The 21999-nt window shown below is 62.1% G+C and carries 26 protein-coding genes and 1 tRNA gene; 18 read left to right on the top strand and 9 right to left on the bottom strand.

From position 1 onward, the window contains the following. The first annotated feature begins 196 nt into the window (after nucleotides 1-196). Nucleotides 197-1414, top strand: a complete 1218-nt coding sequence (locus VFL62_RS16205; RefSeq protein WP_325173395.1) for an MFS transporter — start codon at nucleotides 197-199, stop codon at nucleotides 1412-1414. Between the two features lie 19 nt (nucleotides 1415-1433). Here the strand turns inward: VFL62_RS16205 and VFL62_RS16210 are convergent, their stop codons facing one another. Further along, nucleotides 1434-2720: an alpha/beta hydrolase gene (locus VFL62_RS16210; RefSeq protein WP_414644743.1), complete on the bottom strand. Its 1287-nt coding sequence runs from the start codon at nucleotides 2718-2720 to the stop codon at nucleotides 1434-1436. A gap of 291 nt (nucleotides 2721-3011) precedes the next feature. On the opposite strand from VFL62_RS16210, the gene VFL62_RS16215 reads away from it, so the two are divergent. Then, nucleotides 3012-4385 (top strand): APC family permease, encoded by a 1374-nt coding sequence (locus tag VFL62_RS16215; RefSeq protein ID WP_325173431.1) that lies wholly within the window; start codon nucleotides 3012-3014, stop codon nucleotides 4383-4385. Next, complete coding sequence (locus VFL62_RS16220; protein WP_325173397.1) at nucleotides 4386-5615, top strand: hypothetical protein; 1230 nt, start codon at nucleotides 4386-4388, stop codon at nucleotides 5613-5615. It begins immediately after the preceding gene. A gap of 16 nt (nucleotides 5616-5631) precedes the next feature. On the opposite strand, the gene VFL62_RS16225 is transcribed toward VFL62_RS16220, so the two are convergent. Beyond that, complete coding sequence (locus VFL62_RS16225; RefSeq protein ID WP_325173398.1) at nucleotides 5632-5796, bottom strand: hypothetical protein; 165 nt, start codon at nucleotides 5794-5796, stop codon at nucleotides 5632-5634. A gap of 98 nt (nucleotides 5797-5894) precedes the next feature. After that, nucleotides 5895-6242 (bottom strand): membrane protein insertion efficiency factor YidD, encoded by a 348-nt coding sequence (gene yidD, locus VFL62_RS16230; RefSeq protein WP_325173399.1) that lies wholly within the window; start codon nucleotides 6240-6242, stop codon nucleotides 5895-5897. A gap of 236 nt (nucleotides 6243-6478) precedes the next feature. Between yidD and VFL62_RS16235 the strand changes: the two genes are divergently transcribed. Then, nucleotides 6479-7387, top strand: coding sequence for a hypothetical protein (locus VFL62_RS16235; RefSeq protein WP_325173400.1), 909 nt, complete (start codon nucleotides 6479-6481; stop codon nucleotides 7385-7387). A gap of 29 nt (nucleotides 7388-7416) precedes the next feature. Here the strand turns inward: VFL62_RS16235 and VFL62_RS16240 are convergent, their stop codons facing one another. After that, nucleotides 7417-7899, bottom strand: coding sequence for an iron-sulfur cluster assembly scaffold protein (locus tag VFL62_RS16240; protein ID WP_325173401.1), 483 nt, complete (start codon nucleotides 7897-7899; stop codon nucleotides 7417-7419). Between the two features lie 237 nt (nucleotides 7900-8136). Here VFL62_RS16240 and folE point away from each other — a divergent pair, with 237 nt between their 5' ends. The 4 genes from folE to VFL62_RS16260 all read left to right on the top strand — a co-directional run bounded on the left by folE (nucleotide 8137) and on the right by VFL62_RS16260 (nucleotide 11867). Continuing rightward, nucleotides 8137-8856, top strand: coding sequence for a GTP cyclohydrolase I FolE (gene folE / locus VFL62_RS16245; RefSeq protein WP_325173402.1), 720 nt, complete (start codon nucleotides 8137-8139; stop codon nucleotides 8854-8856). A 15-nt stretch (nucleotides 8857-8871) separates the two neighbouring features. Continuing rightward, nucleotides 8872-9294, top strand: a complete 423-nt coding sequence (hisI, locus tag VFL62_RS16250) for a phosphoribosyl-AMP cyclohydrolase (RefSeq protein WP_325173403.1) — start codon at nucleotides 8872-8874, stop codon at nucleotides 9292-9294. A gap of 135 nt (nucleotides 9295-9429) precedes the next feature. Further along, complete coding sequence (locus tag VFL62_RS16255) at nucleotides 9430-10530, top strand: transglycosylase SLT domain-containing protein (protein WP_325173404.1); 1101 nt, start codon at nucleotides 9430-9432, stop codon at nucleotides 10528-10530. 161 nt (nucleotides 10531-10691) lie between these two features. Beyond that, a complete protein-coding gene (locus VFL62_RS16260) occupies nucleotides 10692-11867 on the top strand; it encodes a DUF2336 domain-containing protein (RefSeq protein ID WP_325173405.1) in 1176 nt (391 codons plus the stop codon). A 136-nt stretch (nucleotides 11868-12003) separates the two neighbouring features. Here the strand turns inward: VFL62_RS16260 and VFL62_RS16265 are convergent, their stop codons facing one another. From VFL62_RS16265 to VFL62_RS16275, 3 genes are all read right to left on the bottom strand, one after another. Next, the gene (locus tag VFL62_RS16265) at nucleotides 12004-12579 is read right to left on the bottom strand and encodes an Hpt domain-containing protein (RefSeq protein ID WP_325173406.1); all 576 of its coding nucleotides are present in this window, start codon (nucleotides 12577-12579) and stop codon (nucleotides 12004-12006) included. Between the two features lie 13 nt (nucleotides 12580-12592). After that, complete coding sequence (locus VFL62_RS16270) at nucleotides 12593-13138, bottom strand: response regulator (RefSeq protein WP_325173407.1); 546 nt, start codon at nucleotides 13136-13138, stop codon at nucleotides 12593-12595. Between the two features lie 274 nt (nucleotides 13139-13412). Further along, nucleotides 13413-14192 (bottom strand): NAD kinase, encoded by a 780-nt coding sequence (locus VFL62_RS16275; RefSeq protein WP_325173408.1) that lies wholly within the window; start codon nucleotides 14190-14192, stop codon nucleotides 13413-13415. A gap of 189 nt (nucleotides 14193-14381) precedes the next feature. Between VFL62_RS16275 and VFL62_RS16280 the strand changes: the two genes are divergently transcribed. Next, the gene (locus VFL62_RS16280; RefSeq protein WP_325173409.1) at nucleotides 14382-15953 is read left to right on the top strand and encodes a S10 family peptidase; all 1572 of its coding nucleotides are present in this window, start codon (nucleotides 14382-14384) and stop codon (nucleotides 15951-15953) included. A gap of 60 nt (nucleotides 15954-16013) precedes the next feature. Here the strand turns inward: VFL62_RS16280 and VFL62_RS16285 are convergent, their stop codons facing one another. Next, nucleotides 16014-16559 carry a tetratricopeptide repeat protein gene (locus tag VFL62_RS16285; RefSeq protein ID WP_325173410.1) on the bottom strand — a complete coding sequence of 182 codons (546 nt, stop codon included), beginning with the start codon at nucleotides 16557-16559 and terminating at the stop codon, nucleotides 16014-16016. 326 nt (nucleotides 16560-16885) lie between these two features. Between VFL62_RS16285 and VFL62_RS16290 the strand changes: the two genes are divergently transcribed. From VFL62_RS16290 to VFL62_RS16305, 4 genes are all read left to right on the top strand, one after another. Next, nucleotides 16886-17176 (top strand): His-rich protein BRANT, encoded by a 291-nt coding sequence (locus VFL62_RS16290; protein ID WP_325173411.1) that lies wholly within the window; start codon nucleotides 16886-16888, stop codon nucleotides 17174-17176. Between the two features lie 387 nt (nucleotides 17177-17563). Beyond that, on the top strand, nucleotides 17564-17953 hold the full coding sequence (locus tag VFL62_RS16295) for a hypothetical protein (protein WP_325173412.1): 390 nt from the start codon (nucleotides 17564-17566) through the stop codon (nucleotides 17951-17953). Nucleotides 17954-18230: 277 nt separating this feature from the next. Then, entirely contained in the window at nucleotides 18231-18947 is a 717-nt protein-coding gene (locus VFL62_RS16300) for an outer membrane protein (protein ID WP_325173413.1), read from the top strand. 195 nt (nucleotides 18948-19142) lie between these two features. Next, nucleotides 19143-19382 (top strand): hypothetical protein, encoded by a 240-nt coding sequence (locus tag VFL62_RS16305; protein ID WP_325173414.1) that lies wholly within the window; start codon nucleotides 19143-19145, stop codon nucleotides 19380-19382. 71 nt (nucleotides 19383-19453) lie between these two features. On the opposite strand, the gene VFL62_RS16310 is transcribed toward VFL62_RS16305, so the two are convergent. Beyond that, on the bottom strand, nucleotides 19454-19723 hold the full coding sequence (locus tag VFL62_RS16310) for a hypothetical protein (protein ID WP_325173415.1): 270 nt from the start codon (nucleotides 19721-19723) through the stop codon (nucleotides 19454-19456). 180 nt (nucleotides 19724-19903) lie between these two features. On the opposite strand from VFL62_RS16310, the gene VFL62_RS16315 reads away from it, so the two are divergent. The 5 genes from VFL62_RS16315 (at nucleotide 19904) to VFL62_RS16335 (ending at nucleotide 21928) form a co-directional block, all read left to right on the top strand. Then, nucleotides 19904-20011: a glucose transporter gene (locus tag VFL62_RS16315; RefSeq protein ID WP_325173416.1), complete on the top strand. Its 108-nt coding sequence runs from the start codon at nucleotides 19904-19906 to the stop codon at nucleotides 20009-20011. A gap of 145 nt (nucleotides 20012-20156) precedes the next feature. Then, on the top strand, nucleotides 20157-20414 hold the full coding sequence (locus VFL62_RS16320) for a hypothetical protein (RefSeq protein WP_325173417.1): 258 nt from the start codon (nucleotides 20157-20159) through the stop codon (nucleotides 20412-20414). Between the two features lie 112 nt (nucleotides 20415-20526). Further along, nucleotides 20527-20601, top strand: a tRNA-Thr gene (locus VFL62_RS16325). Nucleotides 20602-20750: 149 nt separating this feature from the next. Further along, nucleotides 20751-21125, top strand: coding sequence for a hypothetical protein (locus tag VFL62_RS16330; RefSeq protein WP_325173418.1), 375 nt, complete (start codon nucleotides 20751-20753; stop codon nucleotides 21123-21125). A gap of 107 nt (nucleotides 21126-21232) precedes the next feature. After that, nucleotides 21233-21928 carry an urease accessory protein gene (locus tag VFL62_RS16335; protein ID WP_325173419.1) on the top strand — a complete coding sequence of 232 codons (696 nt, stop codon included), beginning with the start codon at nucleotides 21233-21235 and terminating at the stop codon, nucleotides 21926-21928. Nucleotides 21929-21999 lie beyond the last annotated feature (71 nt).

Below are 21999 nucleotides of genomic sequence, written 5' to 3' on the forward strand. Positions count from 1 at the left end.
GTCCGCCGGCGAGAGGTGCTATCGCCGCTCACGCAAGCGAGGCGACCGCGAAGTAGCGCCTGTTTCGTTTCAGCCAAGCAATCGACGACTTTCTCTCATGCGGCGCGCGACTTTCTTTCATGCAGGCCGCATGAGATTCAAATAATTCGGGACGCTGCTCTTCCCATCGCGCGGCGCGCAGTCTAGATGCGACTGCATGAAAAATCTCGCGCCCGACAGTCCGGTTCATCGACGCTTTGCGCCGACCGCGTTGATGTTTGGAAATCTTGTGACGGGATCAACGATCCTGGCGCCGGCGGGTATGCTGATCGAACTGTCTTCGGACCTTGCGATCAGCGTGCACACCGCGGGCCTGCTGGTTACGTTCGGCGCCATCGTGCTGTGCATCGGCTCGCCGTTGACGGCCTGGCTCACCAGCCGGATCGAGCGCCGAACGTTGCTGACCGTCACACTCGCGGTGATGACGCTCGGCAATGCGGCCTCGGCCTTTGCGCCCGGCTATACGACACTGCTTGTCCTGCGCATTGTCATGCTTGCGATCGCAGCGCTGTACACGCCGCAAGCCGCGGGCACCGCCGCGCTGATCGTGCCGACCGAAAAGCGTGGCGGCACAATTGCCTATGTCTTTCTCGGTTGGTCGCTGGCAGCCGCAATCGGCCTGCCGCTGATCACCTTCATGACGAGCCGTTATGGCTGGCGCGCGGCCTATGGCGGCGTCAGCGTGATCGGGGCGCTGAGTTTTGCGCTGTTGCTGTGGCGGCTGCCGGGCGGCCTGAAGGGCGCGCCGGTCGATCTCAAAACCTGGGCCGACCTCGGGCGCAACCGGATGATCATCGTGCTGCTTGCGATCACGACGCTTCTGATGTCGGGGCAGTTCGCGGTGTTCACCTATATGGGGCCGGTGTTGTCGAGGCTCACCCAGGTCGGCGCGGATGCCGTGGGGCTGGTCTTTGCGATCTATGGCGCGTGCGGCTTTGTCGGCATTGTCGTGGTCAGCAACATCGTCGATGGCTGGGGTGCGCTAAAGACCTCGCTGCTCTGTATCTCGCTGGTGCTGGCCGGGGTCGCCGGATGGGCGTTGTCGGCCGGATTCTATCCGCTGATGGCGTGCTCGGCCGCGGTCTGGGGGCTCGGATTTGCCTCGAGTAATTCGATGCAGCAGGTCCGCCTGGTCGCCGCGGCGCCTCAGCTCGCTTCGGCGTCGGTGGCGCTCAACACGTCCTTTCTGTATGTGGGGCAGGCGATCGGTTCGGGGATCGGCGGACTGCTTTATGCGCACGGGCTTCTTTATGGCATCGGCTATGCGGGAGCTGTCTTCGTCGCATTGGCGCTGAGCACGGTGATCCTGACGCGCCATCTGGCCGCAGGTGGCCGGACGACGGCCGGTCAAGCTGAGGCGAACGCCAGTTCGTAAACGACGGTTGGCTTCGAAACTAGCGGCTGGAGGTTTCGCTACTGCTGGAGGCAAACCGCGTCAGTGAAGGCGTCAACGACATCTTGGCGAGCACGTCGCGCACCGGCCTGTCTGTCCAGGCGTGCGTGACGTAGTCGCGATGCGTTACGCCATCCGGCGTCTTGAGGAAAACGACGCTGCCGGGACGCAGCGGACCGTCCATGTCGTCGGACACGGCGATACCCTTGTCACGGATCATCTGCATCAGCTCACGATCGCGCGGCTGGGTATAGTGGGTATAGGCGCTGACGAAGAATCCGGAGCGGTTATTGGCGACCCACGAAGCGAACTTGTCGAGTTCCCCATAGACCGCATCGAGCAGCACCACGCCGCGGATGCGGTTGCCGACGCCGCCGACATCGAGACTGTAGGCCGTCGGGACGAAGCCGCCGCTATAGCCGATGATCACGATCGGCATGTTGGCAAAGGTCTTCGCCGCATTTGGATCGCCATAGAGCTGCGCGAGGTGATCGGCCGACTCGTTGATGAAGCGCTTCAGCGCGCCGGGCTGCCAGAATTTGCCAGCGCTGGAATCGGCGGCATCGACCGCAAGCTGCGGCGCGAGCAAGACGGCGTTGGCGCCGGATTCCGAAATCTGCTGCGGCACGCGCTGACGGTCGCGCACGTCACGCTCCAGCGTCGCGCCATTGCCGTGGAAGAACACCACGATGACGCCGGGCTTGTTGACATCGAAATGCTGGGGCACGTGCATCAGCACGCGGTTGTCGTTGAAGGTCTCGTCCTGCCAGAACACCCGGCCCGAATAGCTGCGATGGCCGCGGCGCTCGCCATTGGAGACATTCAGGAACGGCGCATCGGTGCGCGGGTTGTTGCCGTAATACGGAAAGGCGGACGACTTCAAGCCGATCAGGGCCGTCTGACCTTCATGCTGCGGACGCTGGTAGGGGACGACCGGCGCCAGCGAGGCTACGCGATAAGACTGGGTCTGTACCGTGCGCCGGTTCTGCGCATCGGCGGTATTGGCGGGCCGCTGCTGAAAGCTTTCCGCGGCGGTCGGGAAACGGTCCTTGAATTGCGGTCTCGGGAAGCGATCGTCGAAAGTGTCTCCGGAGCCCTGCACGTTGGCGGCAAGCGAAGCCGGCGCCGGCGACTGGCCGCAATGGGCAAGTGTCAGCGACAGCGGAATCAGCAAAGCAAGGAAAGAGAAACCGCGGGGAGCGCGCGAAAACACATGACGCGGCAACCCGGATCTTTCTGCCGGCGCCACGCGACCATGACTCTCAGATTTCGGATTGCCCCCGACCATTCACCCCTTTGCCCCAACCGCCCAAATATCAGCGGACCAGTGTCCTGGTTCTGACTTGCGGTGACGTTAATGCTCCGGAAATTCTCCCCATCTCCGGAACAATGACAGGCAACACGAAATCGTGTCCTGAATGTGGGCCTGGCGGGGAAATATCCACTGCCGGCCGCAACAATAGGTATTTAAGCACCGAAAATCGGCATTTCCAAATTTGTTGGGCGGTGTCCTTGAATTGGCCGAACCCACCCCGCACGATACCGGGGGCAGGGCATGGCGCCCGAAACGCGGGCGAACATGACGGCATCGGAGTCCACTGAAGCCACGTGGGAAGGCCGGCTCGCCGGCGGATCGAAGGTCTCGCTCGGGGTCGCAACCGCGATCGTCGTCGCCGACATGGTCGGCGTTGGCGTCTTCACCAGCCTCGGCTTTCAGGTCAAGGACATCCCCTCCGGCTTCGCAATTCTCGCACTCTGGATCGTCGGCGGCGTTGTCGCGCTGTGTGGCGTGTTTTCCTATGGCGAGCTCGGCGCGATGTTCCCGCGCTCGAGCGGTGAATACAATTTCCTTGGCCGCGCCTTTCATCCAGCGTTTGGTTTTGTCGCGGGTTTCGTCTCGGCAACCGTCGGTTTTGCGGCGCCGGTCGCGCTGGCGGCGATGGCGTTGGAGCAATATGGCCACGCGATCGTCCCGAACGCACCGTCACTTTCGCTTGCGGTCGGCATCGTGTGGGCGGTGTCCTTGGTGCAGCTCACGGGCGTCAAGCATTCTTCGACCTTTCAGTTGATCGCCACCATCCTGAAGGTGGTGCTGATCACGGCATTCCTGATCGCAGGCTTTGTCGTCGGCACGCCGCAGGACGTATCCTTTGCGCCGCAGATCCGCGATCTCGGCTATATCGCCAGCGCACCGTTCGCCATCGGCCTGGTCTTCGTGATGTATTCGTTTTCGGGCTGGAACGCCGCCAGCTACATCATCGGGGAGATGCGCGACGCCAGCCAGAATCTTCCGCGCGCCATGTTTTCGGGCACGCTGATCGTTCTCGCGCTCTATGTGGCGCTCAATGCGGTGTTCCTCCACACCGCGCCGATCGACAAGCTCGCCGGCCAGCTCGACGTCGCCCGTATCGCCGGCACCTACGTCTTTGGCGAGATCGGCGGGCGCATCGTCGGCGCGATGATCTGCATCGGGCTGATCTCCTCGATCAGCGCAATGATGTGGATCGGCCCGCGCGTGATGATGACGATGGGGGAGGACATTCCGGCCTTGCGCCTGTTTGCCCGCAAGTCGACCCAGGGCGCTCCGGCCTACGCCATCCTGTTCCAGCTCGCGGTCGCGACCTTGATGCTGTTCACCCGCAGCTTCGAGGCGGTGCTGGATTTCATCCAGTTCGCGCTGCTGTTCTGTTCATTCTTTACAGTGCTCGGCGTCATCAAGCTGCGCATGACGCGGCCCGACCTGCCGCGGCCCTACCGCGCCTGGGGATACCCGGTCACACCGATAATTTTCCTGCTCGTGACCCTTTTCATGATGTACTATCTCGTTGTCGAGCGGCCGTTGCAGTCCCTTTTTGGTGCTCTCATTATGATTTCTGGCCTTTTGATCTACGTCGTTTTCCGCAAGCGGGACGACGCCGGCAGCCCTGCGATCGCGTCGGCAGGTCCCAAATAGATGTACCGAACCTTCAAAATTTCAGCCGCCGCGGCGGTCATGTGGCTGGCGGGTGCATTTGCCGCAGCTGCCGCCGCCGAAGTCACGGCCGATGACACCGCACGCTTTCTTGCCGGCATGATGCCGTCAGCGGACTCGCCGCTGATGACCTTGACCAAAGATCCGGCCTGGCAGCGTCATGCCAAGTTTTTCGACACAGCGTTCACGCAGCTCGACCAGCGGCAGATCTCCAAAGTCCGCGCCTGGTCGGAGGCGAATGTCACGGCGCCGAAGCCGACCATGTTCTACATGTTCTCGGGTCCGGACTTCCTTTACGCCAACGCGTTCTACCCGAAGGCTACGACCTATGTGCTGAGCGCGCTGGAGCCGCCGGGTTCGGTGTCGGATTTGACCAAGGTGTCGCGTGGCGGCGTCGCTGCTGCGCTTTCCAATGTCGAGCATTCGCTCGGGTCGATCCTGAGCTTCTCCTTCTTCATTACCAAGAAGATGAAGACCGACCTGCATGAGGGGCAAATCAACGGCGCGCTGCCGCTGCTTTACGTGTTCCTGGCGCGTTCAGGCATGACCATCAAGAATGTTTCGGCGGTGGCGCTCGACGACAAGGGCTCGGCCTATTTCGCAGGCGAGAACGTCGGCGCCAATGCCACACGCGGCGTGCGTATCGTATTTGCGGGAAACGATGGGGTCGAAAAGACGCTCTACTATTTCTCGACCGACCTGTCGGACTCCGGCGTCAGGTCGAGCGGCTTCCTGAAATTCTGCGCCACCCTGGCGCCGGGCTCGAGCCTGATCAAGAGCGCGTCGTATCTGTTGCACTCCGGCAGCTTCGCAACGGTGCGCGAATTCATTCTTGCCAACAGCGCGACCATCATTCAGGACGATTCCGGAATTCCGCTCGGCTACTACAGCCCGAAGAAATGGCGCTTCTTGCCGTTCGGGCACTATGCCGGCCCGATCAACCTGTTTCCGGGAAAATATCAGCCATCCTATGCCGAGCTTTTCCGCAGCGCGCAGCCGATGGATTTCGGCATCGGCTATCGCTGGCGTTCGCGGGAATCGAACTTGCTGTTGTCTGTCCGTTTGCCTGACGATGGTTCGGTGACAGCGGATGCCACTTCGTCGACCGAACCTGCGCCTGCGCCGCTGCCGCACAAACCGCGTCCGCACAAGCCCAAGCCGTTGCCGCCGCCAGTTGAACCGTCGTCGCACGGATTTTTCTGGTTCCGCTAAAGCGGCAAAGCGACGACTACCAGCGCACGGTCTGGCTCGGCTCAACGAAGCTCGTCAGGTGGGGCTTTGGGTGTTCGGTCATGTAATGGCCGACCGCAACGATCACGATCAGCATCGCGACAACGGCCAGCAAATCGATCTGCCGGGGATCGTGACCACTGGGGTCTGGTTTCCAGCGCATCGTGATGTCCTCCGGAAAGAAGACACGAAATCAACCGTCGTAGCACCGTCGGGTTCCCGTACCGCGGCGCACGTTAGATGATGCAGCGCAGCTAAGCCTCAGCCCGCGTTGACGCCTCGCCAGCGTCCAAACCGCCACGGCAGATACCAGCGCGCGCCTTCAGGTGTCGCATTCGGCACGTTGTCGATTCCGGACGTGCCAAATGGGTGGCAGCGCAACAGCCGCGCCAACGTCATCCATCCTCCGGCCCACAAGCCGAAACGTCCGATCGCCTCGTCCGCGTAAACCGAGCACGTCGGCAAATGCCGGCAGTTGTATCCGACGAGCGGCGAAAGCGTGTGCCGGTAAAGCCAGATCATCGCGCGCCCTGCCTGCCGCGGCAGCCGCGCGAAGCTGCGGGCGCAGTCTTCACAATGCGCTGACAAATTGAACGATGAATGTTTCATGGCCGGTTTGCTACGGGGTTGTGCGACAATTGCCGGGTTCCGATGCAGGGAACTTTTGCGCCTCAATAATTGTGCCACAGTTTTCGAGAAATCAACGGTTTGCACGGCGGTGCAGCAAAGGTTCTATGGACGATTCGGATCTCTCCGTTTACGTTTCTTAACGTGGGGATGACAGAATCGTTTTTCGAGTTGAACCGGGCAGGCCGCCCCTCGGCGATTGCGGGGAAGGAACCAAATTGAAACTCGTCAGACTTCGCTTCCGCGGCTGCGCGGTATTGATCGTTGCGGCCCTCTGCCTTGCCGTGCCCGGGGCTTTCGCCATGCTCGGCGGTTTGGCCCACGCCGGTGGAACGCTCGAAGAGCGCAAGCTGCCGATGCAGTTCAGTTGGGTCGCCTGCCAGCCGCATTGCGGCGGCTGGATCAGCGCAGTCGGCATCGTGACGGCAGAGAGCCCGAAGGACTTCGACGATTTCGCACAAGGACGCGACCTGCGGGGCGCTACCATCGTGCTGGATTCCAGTGGCGGTTCGGTCAACGATTCCATCACGCTCGGCCGCCGTTTCCGCAATCTCGGTCTCTTGACAACGGTCGGCACCAGCATTCGCTCCCGCACGGCGCAAGGTGATCGCGTCGCGATCGATCCCGAAGCCTATTGCGAGTCGATGTGCGTTTTCCTGCTGCTGTCGGGCAAGTCGCGTTACGTGCCCGACGCGGCGCATGTGCGCGTGCATCAGATCTGGATGGGAGACCGTGCCGACGACGCACGGGCGGCGACCTATTCCGCCGAAGACTTGATGATTGTGGAGCGCGATATCGGGCGGCTTGCCAAGTACACCTTCGACATGGGCGGCGGGGGCGATCTGCTTGCGTTGTCGCTCAACGTGCCGCCATGGGAAGAACTGCACGAATTGTCTCGCGAAGAACTGCGGCTGACCAATCTCGCAACCACGGATGCCGTCGCTGAAGTGCTGCCCTCGTCGATCGGCGGATCGGCGCTCCAGGGCGTGGCGATGGCTGCAAAACCGCTGCAGGACCGCTTCACGAGTTCGGCCGTGACCGACGCCGCGACGCCGGCCACCAAGTCGACGCGTACGGCCGAGGTCCTTGCGCCGGCCAAGAGCGTTGCGGCAGCACCCGCGCAATAACCGCTGAAGCGCCGTCTGGGATTTTTGAGTTAAGCCGAGGCCGGCTGAGAGGCTTCTTTCGCGTTGCCGCTACCCTGGCTGGCAGCTTTCGCTTCGATCTGCCCGATCGCGTCGACGACGGCATCGAAGGTCAGCATCGTCGAGGCGTGCCGCGCCTTATAGTCGCGCACGGGCTCGAGCAGGGCGATGTCGGCCCATTTGCCTTCCGGCGGCTTGCCATTTTCCTTCAACATCTTGCGAACGGTTTCGCGCAGTTCGCGCAGTTCGCTTGCGGTCGAGCCGATCACATGGGAGGCCATGATGGAAGACGAGGCCTGGCCGAGTGCGCAGGCCTTCACGTCGTGGGCAAAGTCGGTGACGACGGGGCCGTCCATCTTGAGGTCGACCTTTACCGTCGACCCGCAAAGCTTTGAATGGGCTGTAGCTGTCGCATCAGGCGAGGGCAGGCGGCCAATCCGGGGAATATTCCCGGCAAGCTCGATGATCCGCTTGTTGTAGACGTCGTTTAGCATAGAGCGATACTTCCACTTCCCACCGTTGGTCGCCCTTGGCGGCCCCAGCGCAGGGTCCTATATATGGTTCGGACTGGTGGAAATACACCCCGCCATTATCAATCCCGGTGGTCCGAAACCGGTACCCATTGGCCGCCGTAAAGCTATATCCTTGGGGGGACTCAGGCGCCCGGCGGTATTGCCGCCCCGTCTGCCGGTGACACTCCGGTCTTTTGAGGCCGGTCGAACGGAGCTGACATGGACGCATTGATCAAATCTCTTCGCCCCAAGACCGATTCCAAGCCTTCCGAACCCAAGCCTTCCGAGACGAGGGCGCTCGACAGCCGGCCCGCCGAACTCGATCCTGCCGAATTTCTGGCAGCGGCCGTTCGCGCCGATCAGCCGCGGCCGTCGCGCGCCGAAGCGGAAGCCGCTGTCCATACCCTGCTCAGCTACATCGGCGAAGACCCGCGGCGCGAGGGACTGCTCGATACGCCACGCCGGGTGGTCGAAGCTTTCGACGAACTCTATCAAGGTTATCACCAGTGTCCGGCCGAAGTGCTCAACCGCACCTTCGGCGAGACCGCGGGTTACGACGACTTCGTGCTGGTGCGTGACATCGAGTTCACCTCGCAATGCGAGCATCACATGATGCCGTTCTACGGCCGCGCGCACATCGCCTATACGCCGGTCGAGCGGGTCGTCGGCTTGTCGAAGCTCGCCCGGCTCACCGATATCTTTGCCCGGCGGCTACAGACGCAGGAACATCTCACCGCGCAAATTGCCGCGGCGATCGACGAAATTCTCAAGCCGCGTGGCGTCGCCGTGTTGATCGAGGCCGAGCACACCTGCATGTCGGTTCGTGGCGTCGCCAAGCATGGCGCGATGACTTTCACCAGCCGCTACACCGGCATGTTCCGCGACAATCCGGCGGAGCAGGAGCGGTTTCTTTCCATGGTGCGGGCGCCGCACCGCTAGGGTCTCCGGAACTCCATGTCATCCGAAAGCAGCGACATCGAGGAAGGGCTGTCGTTCCGGCCCAAATTCGATGCCAATGGTCTCGTCACCTGTGTCGCCACCGACATCGCGACGTCGGACGTGCTGATGGTTGCGCATATGAACGAGGAGGCGCTTCGCAAGACCATTGCGACTGGAGAAGCCTGGTACTTTAGCCGCTCGCGTCAGGCGCTCTGGCGCAAGGGCGAGACCTCGGGCCATGTCCAGCGCGTCGTCGAGATGCGCCTCGATTGCGATCAGGACGCGGTCTGGATCCGCGTCGAGCAAACCGGCGCGGCCTGTCACACCGGCCGCCATTCCTGCTTCTATCGCCGGATCGAAAACGCCGACGGCGGCGTCAGGTTGTCGTTTGTCGATGCCGCACGGCAGTTCGATCCGAAGACGGTCTATCGGAAGTGATCCTTCCGTCGCGCCGGAACCTCTTAACCCGCCCTTAACCATAATCACCGCACTGTGAAACCGGCCTTGCGCGCCGGTGGGAGCCTTTGCGCGGGTCAAAACGGGGGTCGTTTCGCGGGGAGCGGAGACCAAATAATGTCGGTCGACACATCGAACGCCACGGCTGCGGCAGGTGTCGATCCGACGCGCCTGCGCGTGGCGGGTGCGATCAAGCAGGCCGCCGCGTCGAGCGGCATGAGCTTCCAGTACCTGCTGACCACCGCCAAGATGGAGTCGGATTTCAATCCGAGTGCGGGCGCTTCGACGTCTTCGGCCCATGGCCTGTTTCAATTCATCGACCAGACCTGGCTTGCCACCGTCAAGGAAGCCGGCGCCCAGCTCGGCTACGGCAACCTTGCCGACCAGATCAGCAGATCTTCCGACGGCAGCTATTCGGTGCCGGATGCCGCCGCGCGGAAGTCGATCATGAAGCTGCGCGACGATCCGACGGTGGCATCCGCGATGGCAGCCGCGCTGACCCAATCCAACAGCTTCAAGCTGACCGGCATGATCGGGCGGCGGCCGAGCGACAGCGAACTCTATATGGCCCACTTCATGGGCGTCGGCGGCGCGGCCAAGCTGATCGGCAATGCCGAGGACAATCCGCAAGCCTCTGCGGCGCGGCTGTTTCCGAATGCGGCGGCCGCCAATCGCTCGATCTTCTACGATCGGGCGAGCGGTCGTGCACGCAGTGTCTCCGAAGTCTATTCGGTGCTGCAGCAGCGCTATGCCAGCGCCGCTTCATCTCAGGCGACGCAAAGTGCGATGGCCTCGGTCGGCGGCGATATCAAACCGGCGATCGCGCTTGCAAGCGCGACGCCGGGCATAGCCGCGCCGACCGTCGATACCGCAACGTATCTTTCGACCTTTCCCGACACCCGATCGGTTGCATCCGTTGCGTCAGTTGCTCCGGCCGCTCAGGCGGTCCCGGTCACGATGGCCTCAGCTTCGACAACGTCGGCCGATACAGCACCGGCAAGCCCGGTGTTCCGTTCGCTGTTTCAGGATGGCGTGCGTGCACAGCCGGTGTCGCAGACCGTGCGCGAACTCTGGGGCAACTCGGCCTCGCTCACTTCGGATCCGCCGGCATCGTCCGGCCCGGCACCATCGACTGCTGCCGTCGCCGCGCTTGCCCCGGCGAAATCCGGCGGCGGGCTTGATCTCTTCTCGGATCGCAGCGGCACCTTCTCCGGCTAGCACCAAAGCGCAGCCAGCGTTGGCCGCGCCGCAGGCCTTAACAAAAGGTCAATAAAACCAGCCAGTTATAGTGAACGCTTTGTTAAGCGTCGTGGTTTATTTTGTCTTGCACTGGCGCAACAACAAGGCGCCGACACGTTTTTGCGTAAGCCGGCAGGACAATGATCGTTCGGCAGTTCATCAGTTGGATAAAAACCGCCCCCGCAGGCGAACGCGCTGAAGCGACGCGCGCTTTGGCGCGGGCCTGGCTCATCTCCGATCTTTCCGAGGACGACAGGGTTGCCGCAGAAGGCGCGCTCTTGATGCTGCTCGACGATTCCTCGCCGCTGGTGCGGCGGGCGATGTCGGAGGTTTTTGCGCGCAGCCATGATGCGCCGGCGGCGATCGTGCAGGCGCTCGCGCTCGACCAGCCGTCCGTGGCCTTGCCGATCCTCGAGCATTCGCCGCTGCTGATCGATGCCGATCTCGTCGATATCGTCGCCACCGGCGACGGCGAAACCCAATGTGCGATCGCCCGCCGCATCAACCTGCCGGCTTCGGTCGGTGCGGCCATCGCCGAAGTCGGCACCGCGGCCGCGGCGCTGGAATTGATCGAAAACGCCTATGCGGAGCTTGCGCCGTTCTCCTGGGACCGCATCGTGGAGCGGCACGGTCACCTTGCGGCAATCCGTGAATCGATGCTGGTGCTGGAAGACCTGCCTGCCGCGACACGCGTCGCGCTGGTCGGAAAATTGTCCGATACGCTGGCGCAATTCGTCATCGCCAAGAACTGGCTGAGCGCCGACCGCGCCGAGCGGGTCGCAGGCGAAGCGCGCGATCGCTCCACCGTCAATATCGCCGCATCCTCGCGCGGGGACGACATGGGCGGGCTGATCGCACATCTGCGCGCCACCTCGCAACTCACCGCAGGCCTGATTCTGCGGGCGCTGCTGTCGGGCAATCTCGAGCTGTTCGAGGCGGCACTCACTGAACTGTCCGGCCTGCCGCGTTCTCGCGTCTCCTCACTGCTGTTCGATCGCAGGGAGGCCAGCCTGGTCGCGCTGCTGCAGCGTGCAGGTCTGCCGCAAACGACATTCGCGGCGTTCCGCGCGGCGCTCGAGGTGATCCACGAGACCGGATTTACCGATACGCTTGGCGGCGTCGTGCACCTGCGCCGTCGCATGGTCGAGCGCGTGTTGACGCAATGCGAGGCGGATCAGCATGCGGCCGCGCCGCTCCTGATCCTGCTGCGGCGCTTTGCGACGGAATCGGCACGCGAAGAGGCGCGTCTGTTCTGCGAGGAGCTCGCGGCCGAGCAGGCGATTGCGCCGGAGCCCTACGCCCTGATCGCGGCATAAATCCTCCCGTCATTCTCGCAACGACGGGGCGCTTGCGCAAGAAAGCCAAGCGACCAGGCAATCAGCGTAAGCCTGGATTGCATCGCACGGGCGCGCCGACACAGCCTATTGGCTCGCAATGACGGGATTCAGGTCATCAATCCGTCGGCGCGATGCTCGGCGCCATGATGGCCTCGAGATGTTCGGGCCGGTCGCGGTTGGCGTGGGCGAGGTATTCGTCCGCGACGCCGCGCAGGCGGCGGCTCAGTTCCTTCGATACGCTGATGGTATCGAGCCTGGTGTGCTCGTGCACGATTGCCTGGATAGCATTGATGTGGTGCGTGATCAGATCCGGCGGCACACGCGCGAGATCGGGAGCGTGTTCGATGATCCGGCACAGGCTCTCGGCAACCGCGCCGGCGGGTGGAAAGCCGAACGTCATCGCATCGCCCTTGATATCATGGGCGGCGCGGAAGAGTTCGTCGCGTGCTTTTTGCGTGAAGCCGCTCTTGAGGATGTTGGCGTGGGCGTCGGCCAGGCGATCGACCTCGATTTCCATCCATTGCCGGAACTCGCCGGACAGACCGGCCAAAGCTTTCTCGGCGCGGGCGACAGGGTCGTCGATGTCATCATCAGCGACGCGCCGCAGCACCTTGCGCAGGGGATTGGGCTGCGTGATCACGTGATGATCGGCGAATTTCTTGACTTCGATGTCGGCTTTGCTGTTCGCCATGTGCAGGTTCCCGCTAGACCCCGGAACGGGCCTTGTCGAGCAGCGAAGGCTGCTGGAGGACTTCAAACTCTCCGCCGACGCGCCGCTCGGGCCCGATATAGGCGCCATTGGTATTGCGCCTGCGGTCCGGGCCGAAATAGGTCTTGGTCTTGATGAAGGGGCGCGGATTGGCGACGACATTCAGAATGCGCTGATAGAGTCCCTTTGCGGAAATCGGCTTGGCAAGGAACTCGGTCACGCCGGCATCGCGCGCCACCGTGACGCGTCGTTTTTCGGAGTGGCCGGTCAGCATGATGATGGGGGCGTAGGGGTTGCCCTTGGATTCCGGCTGCCGGATCATCTGCGCAAGTTCGAGGCCGTCGAAGATCGGCATCGCCCAGTCGGTGATGACGATGTCCGGCACATAGTGGGTGTACATCTCAAGCGCGGTGGCGCCGTCCTCCGCTTCGTAAGCTTCGCGGGCGCCGAACGAATGCAACAGCGTCCGCAAGATGCGGCGCATGTGCGGATTGTCGTCGCAGATGAGGAATCGGAGCTTGTTGAAATCGATACGGTACATGGCCGTGCCTCAGGACACGCATACGCAGGTATACGCGTCATTAACCATATGCCTGCCGCGTTAAGGAATGGTTGCGATCGCAGGCCGGCGCAGCCGATTTAAGGGCTGGGTTAGTGGAGTGTATTTGGCATTCGCAACCGACCTGGCCGCAAGCTCAGAACGCGAATGTCAAATCGCAAACTTCACTGGAAACATATATTTGCTCGGAGTCCTTTGATTCTAACATTCGCGAAAATGCCTGCTGGGAAGCGATGCGACGGCTGGAATCGGACCACTAGTAGGTGAACTGCTCGCGCAGGATGCGCTCTTCCAGGCTATGGCCGGGATCGAACAGCATCCGCATCGAAATGGTCTTGTCGGTCAGGACTTCGACGCGGCGCACGTCACGTGCTTCGTCGTGGTCGGCCACCGCCGCCACCGGACGCTTGTCGCCCTCGAGCACCTCGATGACGACAAAAGCGGTGTTGGGCAACAGCACGCTGCGCCATCGCCTCGGCCGGAACGGGCTGATCGGCGTCAAGGCGAGCAGGGCGGCATTGATCGGGATGATCGGTCCCTGCGCCGACAGGTTGTAGGCGGTCGAGCCCGCTGGCGTCGCCACCAGAATGCCGTCGGCGATCAGTTCGGGCATGCGTTCGTGTTCGTCGACCAGAATTCGCAGGCGCGCGGCCTGATAGGTTTGGCGAAACAACGACACTTCATTGATGGCGTGATGCAGGTGAACGGCGCCATGCACGTCGGTGGCCCGCATCAGCAGGGGATTGATCAACGTCTGACGCGCCGCCGCCAGCCGTTCAGGCAGGTGATGGAGCGAAAACTCGTTCATCAGGAAGCCGACGGTGCCGCGATGCATGCCGTAAATCGGTTTTCCCGTGTGCATCTGCTGGTGCAGCGTCTGCAGCATCAAGCCGTCGCCGCCCAGCGCGACCACGACATCGGCATCCGCCGGGGCATGATTGCCGTAAGTCGCGACCAGCCGCGCCAAGGCTTCCTGCGCTTCCACGCCGGCGCTCGCGACAAAGGCAATCCGGTCAAATGACTTGGTCGTGGTCATGAAATTGTGAAGCCCTCCCGTGAGTGGCTGGTCGTCTATACGACCTTGGCTGTCGTTGTCGAGATGATCAACTGAAGGGCTATCGCCGTTTTCGGCCAAAATTGGCCGCTAGCTATGAAATAACATGCTTTGCCCTGTCAAAGGGGGCCTGTGGCCGCGAAGGAAAGCGGAAAAGCTGGAGTAAAGTAAATGAGACTTCGACCGGTCACCTTGGCTCTCCTGACGCTTTTTTTGCTGACGCACCGGGCCGGCGGTGAAGAAGCCGGGCAGAACCCGCCCAAGTTGACAGGGCAAACACCGCCGTCGTCGTCCGCGCCAGACGCGAAGGCTTCGCAACCGCCGGGGCCGCCGAGTACGCAGCGGCCACGCGGCAGCTCGACTTCGGGAGAGACGCGCCGCCTGCCGGAGGATTCCACCACCAAGCAAACCATCACCGCGAACGGGCGAACGCTGTCCTTCACGGCAACGGCGGGCTCGCTTCGGCTGTTCAATCAAAGCGGCGAACCGCAGGCCGACATTGCCTACACCGCCTATCAACTGGATGGGGCGCCAGCGCGCAGCCGGCCGGTGACGTTTTTCTTCAACGGCGGCCCGGGCGCGTCCTCCGCCTACCTGCAGCTCGGTTGCGCGGGACCGTGGCGCCTGCCGATCGAAGGCGACGGCGCGATTTCCTCGGCCTTGCCGGAGCTGCAACCAAATGCCGAGACCTGGCTCGACTTCACCGATCTCGTCTTCGTCGATCCCGTCGATACCGGCTATAGCCGCTTCGTTTCCGGCGATGGGGAGGCCCACAAGCATTTCTTCACTGTCGACGGCGACGTCAACGCGCTGGCTGTCGTGATCCGCCGTTATCTGGAGAAATATGATCGCCTGCTGTCGCCGAAATTCATCGTCGGTGAAAGCTATGGCGGCATTCGCGTGCCGAAGATGGTGCGCGAATTGCAGACCGAGCAGGGCGTCGGCATCAACGGCGTGATCCTGATTTCACCGCTGTTTGACTTCCGCGAATTCGGCGGTACCAGCCTTCTGCAATACGCCATCAGCCTGCCTTCGATGGCGGCAATCGCGCGCGAGGCCAAACATCCGGTCACGCGGGCCGACATGGCCGATGTCGAAACTTATGCGCGCGGCGATTTTCTCGCCGATCTGATCAAGGGCGAAGCAGACAAGGAAGCGACGACGCGGCTTGCCGACCGCGTTTCCGCACTGACGGGCATCGATCAGGCGGTCACGCGCCGGCTGGCCGGGCGCCTCGGGATTTCGGAATTTCGCCGTGAATTCGATCGCGGCAATGGCAAGGTGACAGGCCGTTACGACGGCTCGGCGCTCGGCTTTGATCCCGACCCGGACTCAAGCGACAGCCATTTCGGCGATCCTTCCGGCGATACGCTGATCGCTCCGCTGACGAGCGCCGCCGTCGATCTGACCGAGCGCACGCTCAACTGGCGGCCCGATGGCCCATACCGTCTGCTCAACCGTTCGATTTCGTGGGACTACGGACGCGGGAACAACCCGGCCCAGTCGACCTCGGATCTCAGGCAAATTCTTGCGCTCGATCCCAAGCTGAAGCTTCTGGTCGGGCACGGACTGTTCGATCTTGCGACGCCGTATTTCGGCTCGAAGATCCAGCTCGATCAGTTGCCGGCCTACGCTTCTGCGGACCGGGTAAAGCTCGTGGTCTATCCAGGCGGGCACATGTTCTATTCGCGCGAGGCCTCGCGGCGGGCTTTTCGCGCCGAGGCCGAAGCGCTGATGAGATAACGCAAAGAAAAACGGCGCAGACGTCCTCATCTGCACCGTCGATGATGTTCGGCCGAAAGATCAGTAGACGAGGCCGGTGCCCGCCGGCTGGTCGAGTGCCATGGCCAGCGACTTGTATTCAGCGCAATCGGTGCCGCAGATCTGCTTGATGCGGCCCAAGTGATACTGCGCGGATTCGCGGTTGCCCTGTTCGAGTTGCCACAGGCCGTAATACTGCCAGGTGCGGACATGGTTCGGATCGGCCTGAAGGGCGCGCTCGTACCACACCTGCGAGACCTTGTAGTCGCCAAGCTTGCGGTAGGAATAGCCGATCAGATTGGCGACGTCGGCGACGTTGTCGTGGCCGAGCGCTTTCAACTGCGCGATCGCGCCAGCATAATCGTGGCGATCGTAGATCGTGGCATAAGCGGTGCGATAGCCTTCGAGGAACTTCGGATCGTCGATGCTCGAACTCTTGTCGTTCTTCTTTTTCTTGTCCTTGCTCGAATCGGCCGGCGGTGAGGGGGAATCGCCACCCGCGGCTTTGGCCGAGTTGACCATCGGCATCGCCATCATCGCCGTCGCGTACATCGCCAGGGTCAAAAGGCGGATCGCAGTCTTTCTCATGCGTCTCTCCTGATTTGGATCAAGGGCAAGCTTACCAGCGCCCGTCGATTTGAACACCTGCAGCTTGCGATCATTCCGGCGACATTTTTTTGCAGATTTCGGGAATTTTTCACGCCGATGACCTGACGCGAACGCGTCAGCCAGCGGCAAACATCTGATGCGCGCGCCGTGGCGAGAAGGCTGAATAGCGGTTCATCCAGATGAACGGAAACCGTGGTCGGGCTTCAGGGAGGGTTCAGCGCGCGACTCGTAAGGTCACACCAACGATCGAAGAGACCGACCATCCGGCCGGCACCCTCTGCGGTCCCTTTCGAGAGGAGCTTTCCATGTTGAAGACCATTTCTGCTGCGTTGCTTGCCGTCTCCGTTCTCGCCGCTCCGGCGATCGCCGCGAGCACCGCGCAGGCACCCGCGACCAAGTCGGTTGCTGCACCGACCGTGAAGAAGACCCCGCTGAACGCCAATGCCAAGATGGGCCGTGGTCATCACTACGTTCGCCACCACCGGCATCATCGCATGCACACGCTGAACCGCTCGCACAAGAAGATGGCGGCGAAGCTCCACAAGACCCAGAAACTCTCAGCCAAGCATGTTTCGCACCCCGCCAAGCGCGGCTGAGGTGATCTGCGAAGGCGTCATTAATCGCCCCGCGGCGTCTTCGCGGATTTTCAGGCCCGGTCCACGCCACGCGAGTGGCGCTGGGCCGGAGCCGTTTGTACAGCGCAATTTCAAATTGCTGTTTCCCTTTCATTTTTGGACGGCTAAAAACCACCAGTGGAGTGGATTTGACATTCGCTACGCGCGTAGCCCCGAGTTCGGAAAGCGAGTGTCAAATCCTGAACTCCGCTGGAAACATGTATCTGCTGGTCGTCCTCTTAATTCTAACGTTCGCAAAAGTGCCCGCCGCTAAGGCATACGAATGTTAGAATTGGACCAGCAGCAATGAGCTCGCGGACAGTGAAGGCAGGGCGGTTGGAAATCTGGGCGAAGCGCCTGGCCATTCTGATGTTGCCGGTTGCGCTCGCAGCCTGCGCAGGCGGTGATGACAGCCGAAGCTTCAGCCTATTCAGCGACAGCAAGGACATGCCGCAGCCCGTCCCGGCCAACTATCGTCCCGAACTGCTGGCCTTCCTGAGGACCTATCTCAACAACCCGGTCGGCGTGCGCGATGCCGCGCTGTCCGAGCCCGTGATGCGGGACGTCAACGGCAAGCCGCGCTACCTCGCGTGTCTACGCTATTCAGCGCGCGAGTCCGACGGCAGCTATCGTGAGCCGCACGAGCGCGCGGTGTTGTTCCTCAATGGTCGCCTCGACCGCATGATCGAAAAAGGTAGCGAACTGTGCGCGGGCGTGGCAATGGCGCCGTTCCCGGAAATGGAAAAGATGACCAGGTAAACGCTGCCGGATCCTTTTGCAGGGATCCACCGCGTTGCCATCGCAAGCCGGTTTCATCACGTTTCGGCGAGCATTGTTCCCGGAAATGAACCTTTGGCTTCGCTCGCCCGACAAAATCGAAAGATTGCTGCGAAAAAGCTGTCCGCCGTGGAACAAAACGCTATGTGTCGCGGCCGCGACATCGCGCAAACAAACGTGTTTTGCCGTGCCACGAAGCAACCAAATTGACGCCACGTTGTTTGGATGTTGTCGATCACGACGATAACGGGGAACTTCCATGAAAAAGATTCTGCTCGGCGCGCTCGCCTGCGCCGTGTTCGCGGCTCCTGCCTTCGCGGCCGATATGCCGGCGCGAACCTACACCAAGGCTCCGGTGTATACGCCGCCGCAGGTCATTTACAACTGGACCGGCTTCTACCTCGGCGGACATATCGGCGGCGCCTTCCCGGGCGACAACAGTCTGCAGGGTAGCGATGCGCGATTCCTCGGCGGCGTGCAGGGCGGCTTCGATTATCAGTTTGCCGGCAACTGGGTGATCGGTGCCGAGGCCCAATACAGCTGGCTGACCGGCAACAGCGGCAGCGGCGTGGTCTTCCCGGGCGGCACGGTTGTGACCGGCAATACCGACCAGATCGGTTCGGTCACCGGCCGGCTCGGCTACGCGTTCGGTCCGACGCTGCTCTACGCCAAGGGCGGTTATGCCTGGCGCGGCAACGACAACCTCCTGGGTGTCGCCACCAACGGCGCGCCGGTCGCCTTCACCGTCGATGGCAACCATCGCGACGGCTACACCGTCGGCGCCGGGCTCGAATACATGTTCACGCCGAACTGGTCGATCAAAGGCGAGTACCAGTATTACAATTTCGGCAGCACGACCTTCACGGGCGGTCCGGCACCCATCATCGGCTCGCGCTTCCGCGACGACGACCACACCGTCAAGCTGGGCATCAACTACCGCTTCGGATGGGGCGGCCCGGTCGTCGCCAAGTACTGATCAGGTACTGGTCAAGTCCTGACAATCGCAAAGACCAAAGGCCGGCGTCGCGCCGGCCTTTTTTCATGATGGACAGCCGTGCAGGGGGACACAGGCTGAGCTTGCGAAAGCGGCCCCTGAAAAATATTTCCGGCTGTCGCGAAACCTTTGCCGGCCGCGGCTATTATTGGGCTGCCGGGTGGCTGGACATCATACATGCGCGTTTTCATCTTAGCGGTCGTCTTCTGCGCGATCGCTTTGCCGTGCGCGGCTCAAACCGTGCTGAAATCCGAGCCGCTGCTGCTCGCTCCCTATGAAATCGTGTTCGTGCAGAATGCCACCTGTCCGGTAGGCCAGGTGCAGAAAATCACCGGCGCCATCCGCGGGCTGCATCGTCGCAAGGCCTGCGTCACGCTGGCCGCAGAACAGGCTTCGCTGGCGGTCGCGACCCCGTAGAGCGCCCCTCCTGCCATTGCGATTGCCCCGGTCCCCCATCAGAGCCTTCCAGGCTCGGTGATCGGCTCGTTTCAGGCATCGGGGGCGAGGGTGTCCCATTGTACCCCGCGGGCGGCTTCCCGCTCGGCATCTGCCCGGTTGCGAAGGGGGTCTTCCTGCGGATCGACCGGGCAGGGTCTGATTTCGTAGTCATTTTCCAGCACCGGCCGCGGCGCCGGGCGGTCCTCCTCCGATACCGCCTCGACCACAAGCCCGCTTTTCCGGGCGAGTTTCCAGACGTCGGCTTCGGTTGGATAGGCGTTACTCAGCCGGGCCTCGTTGCAAAATAGCGCGTAGGGCATCCTATGCTCCGCAAACAACCTCCTTAACGCGGCAGGCCGGTTCCGGTTGCAGCTGGCAGGGGCACCCCGCGCCGGTGCATGAGTCGTAAACGACTCATGAATCCCGGACGAAATATCGGTTGAGAGCCAAAAATATCGTGTGGGACTCCGCGAGTAGAATCGCCGGATGCTTGTTTAGCCATGAGCATCATCAGCCATATCGCCTGCGGGCGAATTCACATGACGCTGTCGCTGGCGCTATTTGCGGCCTGCGCCGCCAACCTGGCGCTGGTGTGTGCCTTCTTCTGAAGTGGATCCGGCCGTTCCGTTCCGCCGGCCTTGAAGGCTGTTGATTTTCGCTCGATATTTGCGCCTGACTGCGATCATGCCCCAAAACCGGCCCGGTTCGCCGTCTCTGATGTGCGAGGTCGTCAAGGACGAAAGGACGGTCCCCATGCCACGAAAGGGAATCACCGGCCACGACGAGTGGGTGATTACGGAAGCCCTGGCGACGGCGCTGATCGCGCTCGAGCAATTGCCGGACAAGCATCAGCCCGCGGCCCATATGGACGACATCAAGAAATTGCTGGCGGCCGGCTGCCAGTCCGGAACCGTCAATTTGCATTTGGCTCAGGCCAAGTGCCGTCTGTTTCCGGCGGCGGACCGCGAGGCGATCTACCGGGAATACGGCCTGGAAGACGGCCAGGCCTGACGCGAGGAGGCCCGCGGGCGATGGCCCTTCGCCGACAAGTCTGCTATCTGACCCACGCCGTCCTCCGCCGCCCGGCGGGTGCCGTCCATCCCATCGGGCCAGTCCCAATTTTGCCGGTTTAGCTCAGCGGTAGAGCAGCGGTTTTGTAAACCGAAGGTCGGGAGTTCAATCCTCTCAACCGGCACCAGTATTTCCCTCAGGTGGCAACGGTCCGACGGCTGTCGATTGCCTGGGTTAATCCGCGATTAAGCACCCCGCGTTACAGCTGGGAGCGTGGCGAAAACCACGCGCGCGCCACGACTTGTTGCGCATTTCGATCCCAACGGTTGAACCGGCATGTCCGATATTTTCTCGACCCTGTCTTCGAGCTATGCCGCGAATGCGGCCTCGGCGCAGTTTTCGCTGGGCTCCAAATTCAGCAATGTCGACCCCAAGCAATGGCAGGGGACCTGGACGGGCAAGGATTCCACCGGCAAGTCCTATTCGATCGAGATATCTAATGTGAAAGGCTACCGCGCCGACGTAATCTACAAGGGTTCGCAGGGATTTCAGAACGCGCGGGTCTTCATCTCCAACCAGAACTCGTTCCGGATCGGCGATTCGAAATTCGAGCTGACCTCGACAGGGAAGGCGACCCTCGCCAGCGTTGTGACCAGTCCTTATAGTGGCGCGCAGTCGATAGACCAGTCGGTGGCGACCCTGCAAAGCTGATCCGCGCGATCTCCATCCTAAGCCGATTTTCGTTCCAATTTGCCGTCCGACAGGCTCAAATGACGCCCGGGTCCCCGCGTTCGGGACCAAGCGTGGATCGTCGGGGCATGTTCGCAATTCTGGGACTGGGTTTTCTGCTTGGCATGCAGCATGCGCTGGAGGCCGATCACGTCGCCGCCGTTTCTTCGATCGCCGCACGCCGCGACAATGTCAGCGACATCGTCAAACACGGCCTGACCTGGGGGCTCGGCCACACGCTAACGCTGTTTGTCTTTGCAGGGGCTGCGCTCGCGCTCGGCCGCGCCATCTCCGACGAAATGTCACGGCCGATCGAGACTGCGGTCGGTGTCATGCTGGTCGGCCTCGGCAGCCATGTGCTCTGGCGCCTGTGGTGTGACCGGATTCATTTTCACCGGCATCGCCATCAGGACGGAACGGAGCATCTGCACGCCCACAGCCACGCCGGAGAGACTGTTTCTCATGCGCGCGCCGCCCACGGCCACGAACACGGCTTTCGCTGGCGGACCTTGCTGGTCGGATTGATGCACGGCATGGCCGGTTCGGCGGCGCTTTTGGTGCTCACGGTAACCGAGGCTCCGAACGTTATGGTCGGGCTCGGCTACGTGGCGCTGTTTGGTATCGGCTCGATGATCGGCATGGGCGCCTTGTCGACGGTGATTGCGGTGCCGATTACGCTCTCGGCGCGCTGGCTGACCTGGGCCAACCAGGGTCTGCAGGCGACGGTCGGTCTGGTCACCGTCGCGATCGGTCTGCATACGATCGTAGTGACCGCCTTTTCCTGAGGCGGGACGCGGCTTTCCGATACCGCTCTCGGTTAATTTTTCTCATACCCCGCAAATTGACGAAGCGTGAA

It is taken from the genome of Bradyrhizobium sp. (assembly GCF_035701725.1).
In the GTDB taxonomy this organism is placed as follows: domain Bacteria; phylum Pseudomonadota; class Alphaproteobacteria; order Rhizobiales; family Xanthobacteraceae; genus Bradyrhizobium.

Bases quoted from the DNA above. Each gene is read 5' to 3' on its own strand.
- VFL62_RS16205 (WP_325173395.1), top strand. From the start codon at position 197: ATGAAAAATCTCGCGCCCGACAGTCCGGTTCATCGACGCTTTGCGCCG.
- VFL62_RS16210 (WP_414644743.1), bottom strand. From the start codon at position 2,720: ATGGTCGGGGGCAATCCGAAATCTGAGAGTCATGGTCGCGTGGCGCCG.
- VFL62_RS16215 (WP_325173431.1), top strand. From the start codon at position 3,012: ATGACGGCATCGGAGTCCACTGAAGCCACGTGGGAAGGCCGGCTCGCC.
- VFL62_RS16220 (WP_325173397.1), top strand. From the start codon at position 4,386: ATGTACCGAACCTTCAAAATTTCAGCCGCCGCGGCGGTCATGTGGCTG.
- VFL62_RS16225 (WP_325173398.1), bottom strand. From the start codon at position 5,796: ATGCGCTGGAAACCAGACCCCAGTGGTCACGATCCCCGGCAGATCGAT.
- yidD (WP_325173399.1), bottom strand. From the start codon at position 6,242: ATGAAACATTCATCGTTCAATTTGTCAGCGCATTGTGAAGACTGCGCC.
- VFL62_RS16240 (WP_325173401.1), bottom strand. From the start codon at position 7,899: ATGCTAAACGACGTCTACAACAAGCGGATCATCGAGCTTGCCGGGAAT.
- folE (WP_325173402.1), top strand. From the start codon at position 8,137: ATGGACGCATTGATCAAATCTCTTCGCCCCAAGACCGATTCCAAGCCT.
- hisI (WP_325173403.1), top strand. From the start codon at position 8,872: ATGTCATCCGAAAGCAGCGACATCGAGGAAGGGCTGTCGTTCCGGCCC.
- VFL62_RS16255 (WP_325173404.1), top strand. From the start codon at position 9,430: ATGTCGGTCGACACATCGAACGCCACGGCTGCGGCAGGTGTCGATCCG.
- VFL62_RS16260 (WP_325173405.1), top strand. From the start codon at position 10,692: ATGATCGTTCGGCAGTTCATCAGTTGGATAAAAACCGCCCCCGCAGGC.
- VFL62_RS16265 (WP_325173406.1), bottom strand. From the start codon at position 12,579: ATGGCGAACAGCAAAGCCGACATCGAAGTCAAGAAATTCGCCGATCAT.
- VFL62_RS16270 (WP_325173407.1), bottom strand. From the start codon at position 13,138: ATGTACCGTATCGATTTCAACAAGCTCCGATTCCTCATCTGCGACGAC.
- VFL62_RS16275 (WP_325173408.1), bottom strand. From the start codon at position 14,192: ATGACCACGACCAAGTCATTTGACCGGATTGCCTTTGTCGCGAGCGCC.
- VFL62_RS16280 (WP_325173409.1), top strand. From the start codon at position 14,382: ATGAGACTTCGACCGGTCACCTTGGCTCTCCTGACGCTTTTTTTGCTG.
- VFL62_RS16285 (WP_325173410.1), bottom strand. From the start codon at position 16,559: ATGAGAAAGACTGCGATCCGCCTTTTGACCCTGGCGATGTACGCGACG.
- VFL62_RS16290 (WP_325173411.1), top strand. From the start codon at position 16,886: ATGTTGAAGACCATTTCTGCTGCGTTGCTTGCCGTCTCCGTTCTCGCC.
- VFL62_RS16295 (WP_325173412.1), top strand. From the start codon at position 17,564: ATGTTGCCGGTTGCGCTCGCAGCCTGCGCAGGCGGTGATGACAGCCGA.
- VFL62_RS16300 (WP_325173413.1), top strand. From the start codon at position 18,231: ATGAAAAAGATTCTGCTCGGCGCGCTCGCCTGCGCCGTGTTCGCGGCT.
- VFL62_RS16305 (WP_325173414.1), top strand. From the start codon at position 19,143: ATGCGCGTTTTCATCTTAGCGGTCGTCTTCTGCGCGATCGCTTTGCCG.
- VFL62_RS16310 (WP_325173415.1), bottom strand. From the start codon at position 19,723: ATGCCCTACGCGCTATTTTGCAACGAGGCCCGGCTGAGTAACGCCTAT.
- VFL62_RS16315 (WP_325173416.1), top strand. From the start codon at position 19,904: ATGAGCATCATCAGCCATATCGCCTGCGGGCGAATTCACATGACGCTG.
- VFL62_RS16320 (WP_325173417.1), top strand. From the start codon at position 20,157: ATGCCACGAAAGGGAATCACCGGCCACGACGAGTGGGTGATTACGGAA.
- VFL62_RS16330 (WP_325173418.1), top strand. From the start codon at position 20,751: ATGTCCGATATTTTCTCGACCCTGTCTTCGAGCTATGCCGCGAATGCG.
- VFL62_RS16335 (WP_325173419.1), top strand. From the start codon at position 21,233: ATGTTCGCAATTCTGGGACTGGGTTTTCTGCTTGGCATGCAGCATGCG.